A 14331-nucleotide genomic window follows, 5' to 3' on the forward strand; every position below is an offset into this window, starting at 1 on the left:
AGCCGTCTCAAATGAGACGGCTTCTTTTTTATCAATTAATTTAGTCTAAAAATTTCCATTTAGGAGATGCTTCTTTTTTTAACTCTTCACCCGTTAAAATGGCTTTAACAATTTCTACTGGCATTGCATTGTTCTGTAAAATCGTATCATGAAATTCTTTTTCAGACATTTTACCAGAATCCACTAATTGTTTTCTTAAACTGTAAAATTGTAACCCTCCCGTCATATAAGCAATTTGGTAAAGTGGCCCATATCCTCCCATAAAGGAACGACGTACCTCAGCGGAAGCATTGGCTCTTTCGTGTCCAACTTTGTCAACCAAAAAATCAATACATTGTTGTGGTGTCATTTTTTCTAAATGATAATTCAAAGAGAAAATGATTCGAGCACAACGGTGCATTCTCCAGAAAAGCATTCCTATTTTTTCTTCTGGGGTTCTAGGGAATTGTTTGTCCCATAAATTAAATTCCCAATACAATCCCCAACCTTCAATCCAAAAAGGAGTTTCAAAAAGCATTCTATAGGGTTTGTAGCGATCCATCATGAAAATTTGTAAATGATGCCCAGGAATTAATTCATGTTGCACCGTAGCCCTAGAAAAATAAGGATTATTACCTCGCATACTCATCATTTTATCATCATATTCCATACCCGCTGTTGGATAAGCAATTTGAATCACTTCACCACCTAAAAAGAAAGGGCTAATTTTTTGTGCTTCTGCGGAGAGCATCGTCATACGCCAAGTTTCTTTGGCTAATGGCGGAACTGTGATTAAATTTCTATCTTCTATAAACTGAACGGCTTCATTCGCCAAATGATTAACATCTTCTTGCCATTCCCCTGGCGCCACATAGGATTGCTTTACTTTTTCTAAAGCTTTTTTCCAATCCTTACCAAAGCCCATAGCTTGAGAAGCCTTAAGCATTTCATTTTCGCACCAGGCAAATTGTTTGTTGGCTTCTTCAATCAGTTGCTCTGGTGTATAGGCTATAAATTCAAACTTTAAATCTTTAAGTAAAGCTTCTCTACCCAGCGGTTTTCCAATAATTCCACTGCCATCATCCTTTACAGAGGTATTTATATAATTTTGACGTACCGCTAATTCATATTCTTCCAAGGTTTTCATTAATTTTTGATGCGGTTGCTGCATCCACCACATAAAATCAGGATTGTATTCATTGTAAAAAGCAAACGATTCTTCTGTCGCTTTAATTAACGCCTTAATCACTTTTGCTGCTAAATCCGCATTTTGCCAGTTACTAAAAGGGTTTGTGTTTTTTATAGTATTGATCTGATTGCGAAATGCTTTCTCCGTAGCATCAAAAATTCCAGCTAATTGACTCGATTTTGGGGTGATTCCTGATTTTCTTTTTTCATTAAAATCATATATCTCTTTTGCCTTTTCTGCAACAAATTTTACACTATCAAATTCTTTTTGTGCTAATTGATGAAAATAGGTGCTCTTTTCGATGTAATTGCGAAGCAAAACATAATCTACTTTTTGCTCTTTGCTCAAGGAATCAAAATCTATGGTTTCTAGTTTTACTTTCCAATCGGAATAAAATTGTGTGAAACGAATAAAATAAACATCCGAGAGATGGTTGGAGAATTTTCGTTGCAATGCCGATTTATCTGCGGAAAAAGTGGAAACAATTTCATTGAAATCAATGGCATACGAATGAACTGTGCAAAACAGAACAAAAAAAAGGGTTTTAAATTTCATTGCTATTTATTTTGAAAACAGCCAAATTTAATCAATTAATGAAAGGTTTTTTAAAATAAATCTTACTTGTAAAGAATCAAAAAAATCCACCAAAAAATTGGAATAGCCTCCACCCAAAACAAAGTATAATAATGTGAACGTTTTTCATTGGCAAAAGCCAAAAAAAAGGCAGTAACTAGGATAAAAAAAAGAGAAAGTAAACTAAAATTCCCGTTCAAAAAATCCAAAGCTAAAAAAAGAACCAACAAGCCAAAACCTAGTTTTTTAGTTCGCTCCACTCCTATTTGTTGCGGTACGGTTTGCAATAAGGGATCATCGTTTTTTAAATCGACGATTTCAAAAATCAGAATGAGGACAAATACCAAAAGAAACCGCTGCAAACCATAAACAAACACCATAACATCTAATGAAAAATCCCCTTCTAAAGCAGGCAAAAAAACAGTAGCCAAAGTCCAACACAAAGACACGATATAAATTTTAATGCCTTTCCAATTCCTGGCATTGCTTCGATTAGGGAAAAAAGGTAAAGCATACAATAAGGTGAGTGCTACAATAAAAAAACCTCCTAATTGCGTCTGGAATCGCAGCTGAAAGCAATAGTAAAGCAACCCCAAAAAAACGAGCCCACTAAACCCAACTATTGCTTTTAATTCTTTTCTGATAGTATTTTTTCTCCTCCTAATTAATGACTCATACTTAACAAAATTGTAGGCAAAAACAGTCCCTAAAAAAACAAATAATACCAAAGAAAAAAGGGAAGAAAAAAATAACTGTTGTTGAGTAATACAAAACAAAGCCAAACAAGACAAGCCCACGTGTATACTGCTATTGATGTAAAAACGAAATAAATGTCTGAAAATCTTCATTAAACAAAATTAATCAATTGTAAACAAATCATGGTTTTAGTTGAAAAATCAATAAAAAATACCCAACAAAATACATCATGAATTATTAATAATACTTATTTTTGCACCACAAAAAAAACAACACCTACTATTTTAATTCAAAAAAAGTCTGATGATTGTATAATCAAAAGTAATCCAAAACATTACACTACAGACCAATTTGTTTTAGAATATAAAAAAACACTATTTAGTACAAATGAGAACAGATGCTTTTGCTTTAAGACACATTGGTCCAAGAGAGAATGACCTTCAACACATGTTGAAAACCATTGGAGTTGATTCTATAGAACGACTCGTTTATGAAACCCTTCCAGATGACATCCGTCTAAAAGCACCACTGCAATTGGATCCTGCAATGACAGAATATGAATTTGCGAATCACATTCAAGAATTAGGTAATAAAAATAAAGTTTTCCAATCTTATATTGGTTTAGGCTATCATCAGGCTATCGTTCCTGCTGTTATTCAAAGAAATATTTTTGAAAACCCAGGATGGTACACCGCTTACACTCCTTACCAAGCCGAAATCGCGCAAGGTCGTTTGGAAGCTATTTTGAATTTCCAAACGATGGTGATTGAATTAACAGGTATGGAAATTGCCAATGCTTCACTTCTTGATGAAGGTACTGCAGCAGCTGAGGCTATGGCTTTACTTTTTGATGTAAGAACCCGCGATCAAAAGAAAAACAATACCAACAAATTCTTCATTTCTGAAGAAATTTTACCACAGACTTTATCAGTTTTACAAACACGTTCTACACCAATCGGAATAGAATTGGTAGTGGGTAACCACGAAACTTTCGAATTCTCGGAAGACTTTTTTGGAGCTATGTTGCAATATCCAGGTAAATTCGGTCAAGTATATGACTATTCACAATTTATCTCAAAAGCAGCAGCTAACGAAATAAAAGTAGCTGTAGCAGCAGATATTTTGAGTTTAACAAAATTGACTCCTCCAGGCGAAATGGGAGCAGCTGTAGTGATTGGTACTACACAACGTTTCGGAATTCCATTAGGATATGGTGGGCCACACGCAGCGTATTTTGCTGCCAAAAACGAATACAAACGCTCTATGCCAGGCCGTATCATCGGAGTAACTATTGATGCGAACGGAAATAGAGCATTGAGAATGGCTTTAGGAACTCGTGAACAACACATCAAACGTGAAAAAGCTACCTCAAATATTTGTACAGCACAAGTATTATTGTCTGTTATGGCAGGTATGTACGCGGTGTACCACGGACCTAAAGGCTTACGCTATATCGCTAATAAAGTACACGCCGTGGCTGCAACAACAGCTAACGAATTGACTAAATTAGGCTACGAGCAAACCAACAGCGCTTTCTTCGATACTATTGTAGTGAAAGCTGAGGCTCAAAAAATAAAAGCATTAGCAGAACAAAACAATATCAACTTCTTCTATATCGACGAAGCAACAGTTTCTATTGCATTCAACGAAACCACTAGCATCGAAGACGTAGCCAAAATTGTTAGCATTTTCGCTGCCGCAAAAGGAACTCAAGCTCCTGAAATTACTGAATTAACAGTAACCAACCACTTCCCAGAAGAATTAAATAGAACATCTTCGTTTTTACAACACGATGTTTTCAATAAATACCATTCTGAATCAGCAATGATGCGTTACATCAAAATGCTAGAACGTAAAGATTTATCATTGAACCATTCGATGATTTCTTTAGGCTCTTGTACTATGAAATTGAACGCAGCTTCAGAAATGTTGCCACTTAGCAACCCACAATGGAATAACATTCATCCTTTTGCTCCACTTGATCAAGCACAAGGATACCAAGAAATGTTGCGCAAATTAGAACAACAATTAAATGTAATCACAGGATTTGCTGGTACTACTTTGCAACCTAACTCAGGAGCCCAAGGAGAATATGCAGGATTAATGGTAATTCGTGCGTACCACAAATCTCGTGGAGATCACCACAGAAACATCGCTTTAATTCCATCTTCAGCTCACGGAACCAACCCAGCTTCTGCTGCTATGGCAGGTATGAAAGTAGTGGTAACCAAAACTTTGGACAATGGAAACATTGACGTAGAAGATTTACGTGAAAAAGCGATGCTACACAAAGACAACCTTTCTTGTTTGATGGTTACTTATCCATCTACTCACGGGGTATTCGAAAGTGCTATCCAAGAAATCACCAAAATCATTCACGATAACGGTGGTCAAGTATATATGGACGGTGCGAATATGAACGCTCAAGTAGGCTTAACCAATCCAGCTACTATTGGTGCGGATGTTTGCCACTTGAACTTACACAAAACCTTCGCTATTCCTCACGGTGGTGGTGGACCAGGTGTTGGACCAATTTGTGTGGCGCCTCAATTGGTTCCATTTTTACCAACAAACCCAGTAATTCCAACTGGAGGAGAAAATGCAATTACCGCTATTTCTGCTGCACCTTGGGGATCTGCTTTAGTTTGCTTGATTTCTTATGGATACATTTCAATGTTAGGTGCTGAGGGATTAAAATCAGCAACGGAACACGCTATTTTAAATGCCAACTACATCAAAGAAAAATTAAACGGTCACTATGACACTTTATATTCTGGTGAAATGGGTCGTGCCGCACACGAAATGATTTTGGAATGTCGTCCTTTCAAACAAAAAGGAATCGAAGTAACTGATATCGCTAAACGTTTGATGGATTATGGTTTCCACGCGCCAACGGTTTCTTTCCCTGTAGCAGGTACCTTAATGATCGAACCAACTGAAAGTGAAAACTTAGAAGAATTGGATCGTTTCTGTGACGCTATGATTTCCATCCGAAAAGAAATTGAAGCAGCAACTATCGAGGACAGTAATAATGTATTGAAAAATTCACCACATACTTTAGCGATGCTAACTGCTGAAACTTGGGATTTCCCATACAGCAGAGAACAGGCTGCTTTCCCATTAGAGTATATTGCCGAAAACAAATTCTGGCCTACTGTGCGCAGAGCCGATGACGCTTACGGAGATAGAAACCTAGTTTGTAGCTGTGCTCCTATCGAAGCTTATATGGAGAGTTAAAAATCTTCCTTTTTAAATATTTTATTGAACCCGACAGAATTCGAACTGTCGGGTTTTTTATTGAAAGTCATATTTTTATTATTATGAAATAAAAAGACTCTCTCTAAAAATAATACCGCATTCGATCTCAAACGTTTGAAATTAGGCAAAAACCCGAAATTCATTAAAAAATAAACAATAATTCTAGAAAAAAAATTATTATTTCATAATTATATGCATGCATAGTAAATTTTATGACTCGAATTATTTTTTAATGTTTAATTTAGCTTGGATTATACCAAAAATACCCAGATGAAAATACAAATAACCGGAATTGGAAGCTACATTCCTACCCTCAAAATTCACAACACCGACTTCGATAAACACGTCTTTTTAAACGAAGATGGCTCTGCTTTTGCCTATCCAAATGATGTAGTGATTGATAAATTCAAAGGAATCACAGGCATCGAAAAACGTCGTTATGCTGAGGATCATTTAAACTCCTCCGACTTGGCTTATTTTGCTGCACAAAAAGCAATTGAAGATGCCAAAATTGATCCGGAAACCATTGATTACATTATTTACGCACATAATTTTGGTGATGTCAATCACGGAACCATTCAAGCGGACACTCTCCCAAGTCTAGCGACAAGAGTAAAAAACAAATTACAAATCAAGAATCCAAAATGTGTGGCTTATGACATTCTTTTTGGTTGTCCAGGATGGATTGAAGGCGTGCTACAAGCCAATGCCTTTATCACCTCTGGAATGGCAAAACGTTGCTTAGTTATTGGAGCCGAAACCCTATCAAGAGTAGTAGATGCTCACGATAGAGACTCAATGATTTATGCAGATGGCGCTGGAGCTGCTATCATCGAAGGGTCGGATTCCGAAACAGGAATGCTGTCTTACGAAAGCGGTACTTTTGCCATAGACGAAGCGAATTATTTGTTTTTCGGTAAATCATACAATCAAGACTTGAATCCTAACACGCGATACATCAAGATGTATGGCCGCAAAATATACGAATTTGCACTAAGCAAAGTTCCTGCTGCAATGAAAAGTTGTTTGGACAAAAGCGGTATCGAAATCAATCAAGTCAAAAAAATATTGATTCATCAGGCCAATGAAAAAATGGACGAAGCGATCATTCACCGTTTTTACAAACTTTATGGACAAACACCACCTAAAGACATTATGCCAATGAGTATCAACGAACTAGGAAACAGTAGTGTGGCCACCGTCCCAACTTTATACGACTTATTGACGAAAGGCCAAATCGAAAACCACGAAATCCATAAAGGAGACGTTATTATGTTTGCCTCTGTTGGTGCCGGAATGAATGTCAACGCCTTTGTCTATCGTTACTAGTAGCGATTAGTAACTAGTCCTAAGTCCTTAGCTCAAATTGTGCTAATCACTATGGACTAATCACTATTTTTCAGGAGCCCATCCAGCTATCCACTACAAGTCCTCGCCCTGAAGTTTATTTTTGCAAGGCTCCTCAAGAGCTTCTTTTAGTCGCTTTGATGCACCAGCAAAAATTAAACCCCAGTGCTGTGGGCTTTTCGTTTTTATCTGGGCTATACACTGCAGGGCATTCATTTAAAAAAAGTAGCCACGAATGCGCAAATTGCATGTACAATTTCTTGAAAAAAGTGGTAAATTTTACAAATAATACGATACTATAATTTGTGGAATCAAAACGCATTCGAATTTGTGCTGAATTAGTGTAATTTGTGGCAAAATAGTTAAAAGAGAACACCCTATTTACAATGCATTCAAAACACATATAATTTGTATATTTGCGCCTTGTTTCCAAAAGGTCAACACCCATTACTATGTACGAAAAAACATTTCCCAATAAACGATTCAAGCATACTTTAGAATTTTTACAAAAACACATCACTACCCAAGAAACCATTTTTGATTTAGGCGTTCCCAACCCTTTCTCAAAAATTATGGAAGAAAATGGATATACCGTAAAAAACACCACTGGCGAAGATTTAGACAACAATCAGAACGCCTTACAATCTGAAGACTATACGGTTTTTACTGCCTTCGAAATCTTTGAACATTTATTGAATCCTTATACTGTTTTGCAAAATGTAAAATGCGACAAATTATTGATTTCAATCCCTCTTCGTTTATGGTTTTCACCTGCTTATCGCAGTAAAACTGACATGTGGGACAGACATTACCACGAATTTGAAGATTGGCAATTGGACTGGTTATTAGAAAAAACAGGCTGGAAAATTATCGCAAGAGAAAAATTTACTCATCCCGTAAAAAAAATAGGATTCCGTCCGCTATTGCGTTTTTTCACACCAAGATATTATATTGTTTACGCTGAACGAGCCTAAAAACAAATCACAAAAATGAAATTCCAATTTCCAATTTTGGACTCATCCAATCATTTGGAATTTGGAATTTTAAAGTTTTGGAATTTTATTTTTTATGAAATACTATATCGTCATACCGTCTTATAACGAAGAAGCTTTAATTGGTTTGACACTGCAATCACTGATTTCGCAAACTGTTTTGCCTTCAAAAATTGTGGTGGTCAATGACAATTCAACAGATAGAACCGCTGATGTTGTATTGGCCTTTGCTAAAAATAATCCATACATAAGTTTGGTCAACAAATCATCAGAAAACATACATCTACCGGGAAGTAAAGTCATTCAAGCTTTTGAAAAAGGATTCGAAACCTTGGACGACAACTATGATTTAATTGTAAAGATTGATGCCGATTTAATATTTCCTTCCAATTATTTCGAAACTATTATTAAACATTTCCAATCCGATGAACGCATTGGAATGGTGGGTGGTTTTTGCTACATCGAAAAAAATGGGGAGTGGATATTAGAAAATTTAACGGACAAAGACCATATTCGTGGTGCGCTAAAAGCTTATCGAAAAGAAACTTTCAAACAAATTGGAGGGCTAAAACCGGCTATGGGTTGGGATACTGTAGACGAGTTGTTATGCAAGTTTTACAATTGGAAAGTAGTCACCGACGAAAGTCTGCATGTAAAGCATCTCAAACCAACAGGCGCAAGCTACAATAAAGCAGCTAGATACAAACAAGGCGAAGCATTTTACAGCTTGGGTTATGGATTTATTATCACGGCTATTTCATCATTAAAATTGGCAATGCGAAAAGGGAGACCCCTTTTATTTATTGATTACATGATGGGTTTTTTGAAAGCAAAATCATCCGGGAAACCATTATTTGTAACAGCAGAACAAGCTAAATTTTTTAGAAACTACCGATGGAAAAAAATGAAAGAAAAACTGTTTTAACAAGCAGTTGAAAACTAATTACTATTTTTGGTACTATTTTACAATCTATGATGCTCATCCGCTACATCTCACAAATCGGAAAATACTTTCTGATGCTCAAAGAAATCTTTATCAAACAAACCAAATGGTCAGTGATGAAGAATCTTATTTTTAAAGAAATCGACGACCTCATCATCAACTCGATGGGAATTGTTTGTTTCATTTCATTTTTCGTTGGTGGAGTAGTTTCTATACAAACGGCTTTGAATTTAACCAATCCGTTAATTCCAACCTATTTGATTGGTTTTGCCACAAGACAATCGGTAATTTTAGAGTTTGCCCCTACCTTTATTTCAGTAATTATGGCTGGAAAAATGGGGTCTTTTATTACATCGAGTATTGGTACTATGCGTGTGACAGAACAAATAGACGCCCTAGAGGTAATGGGAGTTAACTCCTTGAACTATTTGGTGTTTCCTAAAATAATAGCCCTGTTTTTATATCCGTTTCTAATTGGCATTAGTATGTTTTTGGGCGTATTTGGTGGATGGATGGCTGCAGTATATGGAGGTTTTACCTCAAGCGAATCGTTTATCACGGGAGTGCAGTTGGATTTCATTCCTTTTCATATAACATATGCATTTATAAAAACTATCATTTTTGCGATGCTTTTGGCTACAATTCCTTCCTTTCATGGCTATTATATGAAAGGTGGCGCATTAGAAGTAGGTAAAGCCAGTACCGTTTCTTTTGTATGGACATCGGTATGTATCATTACTTCAAACTATATTTTAACCCAATTATTACTTGGCGCATGATAGAAATCAAAAACATAGAAAAATCATTTGGCGGCAGTAAAGTTTTGAAAGGCGTTTCTTGTCTTTTTGAAGCTGGAAAGACCAACCTAATCATTGGGCAGAGTGGTTCTGGGAAAACCGTGTTATTAAAAAGTCTTTTAGGCATTCATTATCCTGAAAAAGGTACTATTTCTTTTGACGGAAGAATCTACTCAGAATTATTACCTGAAGAAAAGAGGGAATTACGAACAGAAATTGGAATGGTTTTTCAAGGTAGTGCTTTGTTCGATTCGATGACTGTTGCTGAGAACGTAGGTTTTCCATTAAAAATGTTCACTCACAATAGCCCTTCAGAAATTAACGATCGCGTTGATTTTGTTTTAAAAAGAGTCAACTTAATTGATGCACATAAAAAACTACCTTCAGAAATATCAGGTGGAATGCAAAAAAGGGTAGCTATTGCTCGTGCGATAGTGAATAACCCAAAGTATTTATTTTGTGATGAACCCAACTCTGGTTTGGACCCAAATACCTCAACTATCATTGATAATTTGATCAAAGAAATCACCGAAGAATACAATATCACCACAGTAATTAATACGCACGACATGAACTCTGTGATGGAAATAGGAGAAAACATTCTATTCCTGAAAAACGGAATCAAAGAATGGCAAGGCACCAAAGAAGAAATTTTCAGAACCGACAACGAAGCTATTGTAGACTTTGTATACTCTTCAAACTTATTCAAAAAGGTAAGAGAAGCTTATTTAAAAGGATAAAAAAAGGCTTGTTTCTAAATGAAACAAGCCTTTTTAATTTGATAGCAAATCCATCTAATTACTGCTAACAGCAATCTGTTTACTCCTTCAATTTATTAGCAATCAATTTTATGTCTTGTTCCTTACTTTTAGGATAAATCAACAAAACATCTTCTTTATCTACAATAATAAAATCATTCAATCCATCAACAACTACTAGTTTTTTAGCTGCAGTACGAATGATATTATTAGAAGCATTTTCTAAAATCACTGTTGCATTAACCACGGCGTTATCTTGTTTGTCTTTGGGCAATTTATCATATAATGACCCCCAAGTCCCTAAATCATTCCAATCAAACGTTGCTGGCAAAACAAAAGTATTTTTCGCTTTTTCCATAATGGCATAATCAATAGAAATGTTTTCTGCTAATGGATAATACTCTTTTATAAAATCATTCTCAGAAGCAGTATTATAACTACTGTACCCCTGCATAAAATGAGCTAACATTGCGGGTTGAAAAGCTTCGAAAGCTTTTAGAATAGAAGGAATACTCCAAATAAATATTCCAGCATTCCATAGAAAATTTCGACTTTGAACAAACTTTCTGGCAGTCGGATAATCTGGCTTTTCGCGAAACTGTACTACTTTTTTAATAGGTCTACTATCCAATTTATCATATTCAATATAGCCATAACCGGTATTAGGAAAAGTAGGTAAAATACCCAAAGTCATTAGTGTTTCTTCTCTTTCACATAAATCAAAAGAAAGCTGCAAATTAGCTACAAATTGCATTTCGTCTTCAATCCAGTGATCACTAGGAGCAACAACAACTACGGCGTTTGGATTCAGTTTTTTGATTTTTAGCGAAGCAAATAGAATACAAGGTGCTGTATTTCTCATAGCAGGTTCTAGAACAATTTGTTCTTGACTTACCATAGGTAATTGTTCTAGTACAATAGCATTGTATGCTTCATTAGTAAGAATCAGTATATTCTCTTTTGGAATTAACTGCGACAATCGACTAAATGTCTTTTGAATCAGCGTCTCTCCAGTACCCAACATATCGTGAAATTGTTTTGGAAACTCTGTGGTACTTACTGGCCAAAAACGAGATCCTACTCCTCCGGCCATCAAAATGGCATAATAGTTTTTATTCATAGTATTTTATGTCTTACAGCACAATTACTTTGTGCTATTTAGTTGTTTAATGAGGTAATAATTCGACTTCAGCATTAGGATTAAATAGATACATCCTATTGGAACTAATTTCAACACATTCGTATCGCTTTGTTCTAAGTGCTCCTTTTTTGAAAATTTTTCCGTTATGAATCCTAAAAATACTCCCATAAGGAATTTCAAAGATATAGTTTTTATCGTTTTGTTGGTCAAACTGTTTTAGTGCCAAGGCCAAAGTAGCATCGGTATCGCTACTTGCTGCGGGATTCTTAAAATGTCTTGCTAATAATGGCAATAAGTGATTGGGAAAAATTTCTGGTCTTATAAACGGAACCATCAAACGTTGAAACGTATATTTCCATTCTGCACCATGGGGTTTAATGTTGCGTCCAAATTTTTCAAAAGCCACCAAATGAGCAATCTCATGGATTAACGTAATCAAGAAACGGTATTTATTCAGACTAGCATTTACAGTGATTTCATGCTTTCCACTCAATCCCTTCCGATAATCTCCGTGACGAGTGACACGTTCATTAACGATCTTTAAATGCACTTGATTCGCAACAATCAGTTCAAAAACTGGCTTTACGGCATGTTCAGGCAAATATTTTAAAAGGGTATCGCTCATATTAGTTCCCCCTTTTGGGGGCTAGCGGGCTAAGGATTACTCGTAGTGACTTGCAATACTTTTCCGTTATAGTATTTGTTTCCGGTAAGTGTGAAATCGAAAATATATTGAGCCATTTCAGCAGCAGATAATGGAGCTTGATAACCAGGAAAAGCTTCTTCAAGCATTTCGGTTTGAACTGCGCCTAACGCTAATACGTTGAAAGCAATGCCTTGCTCTTTATATTCCTCAGCCAATAATTCTGATAGCGTAATCACTGCTCCTTTGCTTGAACTGTAAGCTGCTAATCCTGCAAATTTTAAACTGCCTTGGACTCCTCCCATAGAACTAATCGTTACTACATGGCTTCCTTTTTGCAAATAAGGCAACACAATCCGAGTAAGATTTGCTACTGCAAAAACATTGACTCTATAAATCGCTTCAAAATCTGCTTGAGTAATGGTGGCAAAAGGCTTATTCAATAAAGCACCAGCGTTGTGTATAATGGCATCTACATTTTTCCAGCTGCTATCAAGAAAATCTGTTACTTGATACAAATCCTCTTCGGTAGATAAATCGATAGACAAACAAGTAATATTTTCGTTTTCGATTAATATTTGAGGTGTTTTTCTTGAAATGGCCAATACTTGATGACCGGCATTAGCAAATAGCAACGCCATTTCATACCCAATACCTCTAGAAGTTCCAGTAATAATAATTTTTTTCATAGCACAAAAATAAGCAAAACATAAACAAATTGAGCTTGAAAAATTTAAAAAGCTTATTATGAAATACTATTAATATATTGCTATTTTGTATCTTTAAATTTCTATAATAAAAACGCATGACTGTATCGTATAGCTTAAAAATCGCTACCAAAGAAGACATTCCGGGAATTGTAGCACTCCATCAAGCCAACTTGGTGGGAAATTTGAATGAAGCCGAAAAGCAAGAGGGGTTTATAACAACTGCTTTAACTGTGGAGCAAATCCAAACTGTAATTGACCAAAAGGGACTTTTTATTGCTCAGAATGACAATGCAATTATTGGCTTTATTTTTGCTTCCCACTGGGAATTTTTCAAACAATGGCCTATTTTTGAATACATGACAAGTCTGTTCCCTAGATTTTCCTATAGAAATTTTGACATCTCTGAAGGCAATAGTTTTCAATATGGACCAATTTGTATAGACAAGAATTACAGAGGCCAAGGAATCATCAAAGCGATATTCGAATTTATGAGAATTCACATGATCAATCAATATCCTTTGGCCTTAACATTTATCAACAAAACAAATATTCCTTCTTATAAGGCTCATACCGAAAAATTACAATGGCAAGTTATCGATGAATTCCAATACAACACTAATGAGTATTATGTTATGGCATATGATATGAAGCAAAATATTGAATGAATTATTTTAAATACTTTTTATGCACTTTTCTCATTTGAAAAACAGCTAAAATCACAAAAAAAATAGGAATAAAAACCGGTAAGATATAAGAAGTGAACGAGAAGTTTTTTTGTGCAAGCGAATCTAACACTACAATCGCTAGAAGCATGCCCAAAAAAGTTCCAAATATAATACCTAGAAGATAAAAATGCTGAAGTCGGTGGGTCAAAACAATGCGGTTAGCGTTGACCAAATATAAATTCCATCCCACCCAAAACGGAATCTGCAAAAAATTTAACGCACACAATACCAATCCTATAAAGAAAGAGGAATACGCCACATATTCCTTCAAAAAATCAACAGAAGCAGCTGAATCATTTGAGCTCAACCGAAACACCACTGCCAATCCTAGTAGAAAAAAAATGGCGAAAAAATCAATATTCTTCATCCATTTTTTATTTGCCACCAACTGATTCACAAAAAAAATAGTTCCGTAAACTACCACTACTTCCACCAAAATAACACCTAGTAGATAAAGCACCAATGATTGCCATTTGGAATGCGCCAAAATGGCCACCCCAACAATATTGAGATACCCCAAAGGAAGCGACCCTAAGAAGCTTACAAGAAAACCAAAAAAAAGATTCTTAAGAATTCGCAT

Annotated in this window: 13 protein-coding genes; 7 read left to right on the forward strand and 6 right to left on the reverse strand. The window is 35.7% G+C overall.

Annotation, left to right across the window (positions count from 1 at the left end; genetic code table 11):
• Window positions 1-40 precede the first annotated feature (40 nt).
• Both WFZ86_RS02760 and WFZ86_RS02765 read right to left on the reverse strand, forming a co-directional pair.
• Window positions 41-1723: a DUF885 family protein gene (locus WFZ86_RS02760; RefSeq protein WP_342690505.1), complete on the reverse strand. Its 1683-nt coding sequence runs from the start codon at window positions 1721-1723 to the stop codon at window positions 41-43.
• Between the two features lie 62 nt (window positions 1724-1785).
• Window positions 1786-2589 (reverse strand): UbiA prenyltransferase family protein, encoded by an 804-nt coding sequence (locus WFZ86_RS02765; RefSeq protein WP_342690506.1) that lies wholly within the window; start codon window positions 2587-2589, stop codon window positions 1786-1788.
• Between the two features lie 235 nt (window positions 2590-2824).
• Between WFZ86_RS02765 and gcvP the strand changes: the two genes are divergently transcribed.
• The 6 genes from gcvP (at window position 2825) to WFZ86_RS02795 (ending at window position 10514) form a co-directional block, all read left to right on the forward strand.
• The gene (gcvP, locus tag WFZ86_RS02770; RefSeq protein ID WP_342690507.1) at window positions 2825-5674 is read left to right on the forward strand and encodes an aminomethyl-transferring glycine dehydrogenase; all 2850 of its coding nucleotides are present in this window, start codon (window positions 2825-2827) and stop codon (window positions 5672-5674) included.
• A gap of 291 nt (window positions 5675-5965) precedes the next feature.
• On the forward strand, window positions 5966-7024 hold the full coding sequence (locus tag WFZ86_RS02775) for a 3-oxoacyl-ACP synthase III family protein (protein ID WP_342690508.1): 1059 nt from the start codon (window positions 5966-5968) through the stop codon (window positions 7022-7024).
• A gap of 470 nt (window positions 7025-7494) precedes the next feature.
• On the forward strand, window positions 7495-8016 hold the full coding sequence (locus WFZ86_RS02780; RefSeq protein WP_342690509.1) for a methyltransferase: 522 nt from the start codon (window positions 7495-7497) through the stop codon (window positions 8014-8016).
• A 94-nt stretch (window positions 8017-8110) separates the two neighbouring features.
• A complete protein-coding gene (locus WFZ86_RS02785) occupies window positions 8111-8959 on the forward strand; it encodes a glycosyltransferase family 2 protein (protein ID WP_342690510.1) in 849 nt (282 codons plus the stop codon).
• Between the two features lie 47 nt (window positions 8960-9006).
• A complete protein-coding gene (locus WFZ86_RS02790; RefSeq protein ID WP_342690511.1) occupies window positions 9007-9756 on the forward strand; it encodes an MlaE family ABC transporter permease in 750 nt (249 codons plus the stop codon).
• Window positions 9753-10514 (forward strand): ABC transporter ATP-binding protein, encoded by a 762-nt coding sequence (locus WFZ86_RS02795; protein ID WP_342690512.1) that lies wholly within the window; start codon window positions 9753-9755, stop codon window positions 10512-10514. Before WFZ86_RS02790 ends, WFZ86_RS02795 begins: the two co-directional genes overlap by 4 nt.
• A gap of 79 nt (window positions 10515-10593) precedes the next feature.
• On the opposite strand, the gene WFZ86_RS02800 is transcribed toward WFZ86_RS02795, so the two are convergent.
• The 3 genes from WFZ86_RS02800 to WFZ86_RS02810 are packed head-to-tail and all read right to left on the reverse strand — an operon-like array spanning window position 10594 to window position 13005.
• Entirely contained in the window at window positions 10594-11652 is a 1059-nt protein-coding gene (locus WFZ86_RS02800; protein ID WP_342690513.1) for a mannose-1-phosphate guanylyltransferase, read from the reverse strand.
• Between the two features lie 46 nt (window positions 11653-11698).
• On the reverse strand, window positions 11699-12298 hold the full coding sequence (locus WFZ86_RS02805) for a SprT-like domain-containing protein (protein WP_342690514.1): 600 nt from the start codon (window positions 12296-12298) through the stop codon (window positions 11699-11701).
• Window positions 12299-12327: 29 nt separating this feature from the next.
• On the reverse strand, window positions 12328-13005 hold the full coding sequence (locus WFZ86_RS02810; RefSeq protein WP_342690515.1) for an SDR family NAD(P)-dependent oxidoreductase: 678 nt from the start codon (window positions 13003-13005) through the stop codon (window positions 12328-12330).
• A 116-nt stretch (window positions 13006-13121) separates the two neighbouring features.
• Here WFZ86_RS02810 and WFZ86_RS02815 point away from each other — a divergent pair, with 116 nt between their 5' ends.
• Window positions 13122-13691 (forward strand): GNAT family acetyltransferase, encoded by a 570-nt coding sequence (locus WFZ86_RS02815; RefSeq protein ID WP_342690516.1) that lies wholly within the window; start codon window positions 13122-13124, stop codon window positions 13689-13691.
• 1 nt (window position 13692) lies between these two features.
• On the opposite strand, the gene WFZ86_RS02820 is transcribed toward WFZ86_RS02815, so the two are convergent.
• Window positions 13693-14331 (reverse strand): hypothetical protein, encoded by a 639-nt coding sequence (locus tag WFZ86_RS02820; RefSeq protein ID WP_342690517.1) that lies wholly within the window; start codon window positions 14329-14331, stop codon window positions 13693-13695.

It is taken from the genome of Flavobacterium polysaccharolyticum (assembly GCF_038739875.1).
Lineage (GTDB): Bacteria > Bacteroidota > Bacteroidia > Flavobacteriales > Flavobacteriaceae > Flavobacterium > Flavobacterium polysaccharolyticum.

What these genes read in the sequence shown, in the direction of transcription:
- WFZ86_RS02760 (WP_342690505.1), bottom strand. Translation starts at nt 1,723, where the DNA reads ATGAAATTTAAAACCCTTTTTTTTGTTCTGTTTTGCACAGTTCATTCG.
- WFZ86_RS02765 (WP_342690506.1), bottom strand. Translation starts at nt 2,589, where the DNA reads ATGAAGATTTTCAGACATTTATTTCGTTTTTACATCAATAGCAGTATA.
- gcvP (WP_342690507.1), top strand. Translation starts at nt 2,825, where the DNA reads ATGAGAACAGATGCTTTTGCTTTAAGACACATTGGTCCAAGAGAGAAT.
- WFZ86_RS02775 (WP_342690508.1), top strand. Translation starts at nt 5,966, where the DNA reads ATGAAAATACAAATAACCGGAATTGGAAGCTACATTCCTACCCTCAAA.
- WFZ86_RS02780 (WP_342690509.1), top strand. Translation starts at nt 7,495, where the DNA reads ATGTACGAAAAAACATTTCCCAATAAACGATTCAAGCATACTTTAGAA.
- WFZ86_RS02785 (WP_342690510.1), top strand. Translation starts at nt 8,111, where the DNA reads ATGAAATACTATATCGTCATACCGTCTTATAACGAAGAAGCTTTAATT.
- WFZ86_RS02790 (WP_342690511.1), top strand. Translation starts at nt 9,007, where the DNA reads ATGATGCTCATCCGCTACATCTCACAAATCGGAAAATACTTTCTGATG.
- WFZ86_RS02795 (WP_342690512.1), top strand. Translation starts at nt 9,753, where the DNA reads ATGATAGAAATCAAAAACATAGAAAAATCATTTGGCGGCAGTAAAGTT.
- WFZ86_RS02800 (WP_342690513.1), bottom strand. Translation starts at nt 11,652, where the DNA reads ATGAATAAAAACTATTATGCCATTTTGATGGCCGGAGGAGTAGGATCT.
- WFZ86_RS02805 (WP_342690514.1), bottom strand. Translation starts at nt 12,298, where the DNA reads ATGAGCGATACCCTTTTAAAATATTTGCCTGAACATGCCGTAAAGCCA.
- WFZ86_RS02810 (WP_342690515.1), bottom strand. Translation starts at nt 13,005, where the DNA reads ATGAAAAAAATTATTATTACTGGAACTTCTAGAGGTATTGGGTATGAA.
- WFZ86_RS02815 (WP_342690516.1), top strand. Translation starts at nt 13,122, where the DNA reads ATGACTGTATCGTATAGCTTAAAAATCGCTACCAAAGAAGACATTCCG.
- WFZ86_RS02820 (WP_342690517.1), bottom strand. Translation starts at nt 14,331, where the DNA reads ATGCGAATTCTTAAGAATCTTTTTTTTGGTTTTCTTGTAAGCTTCTTA.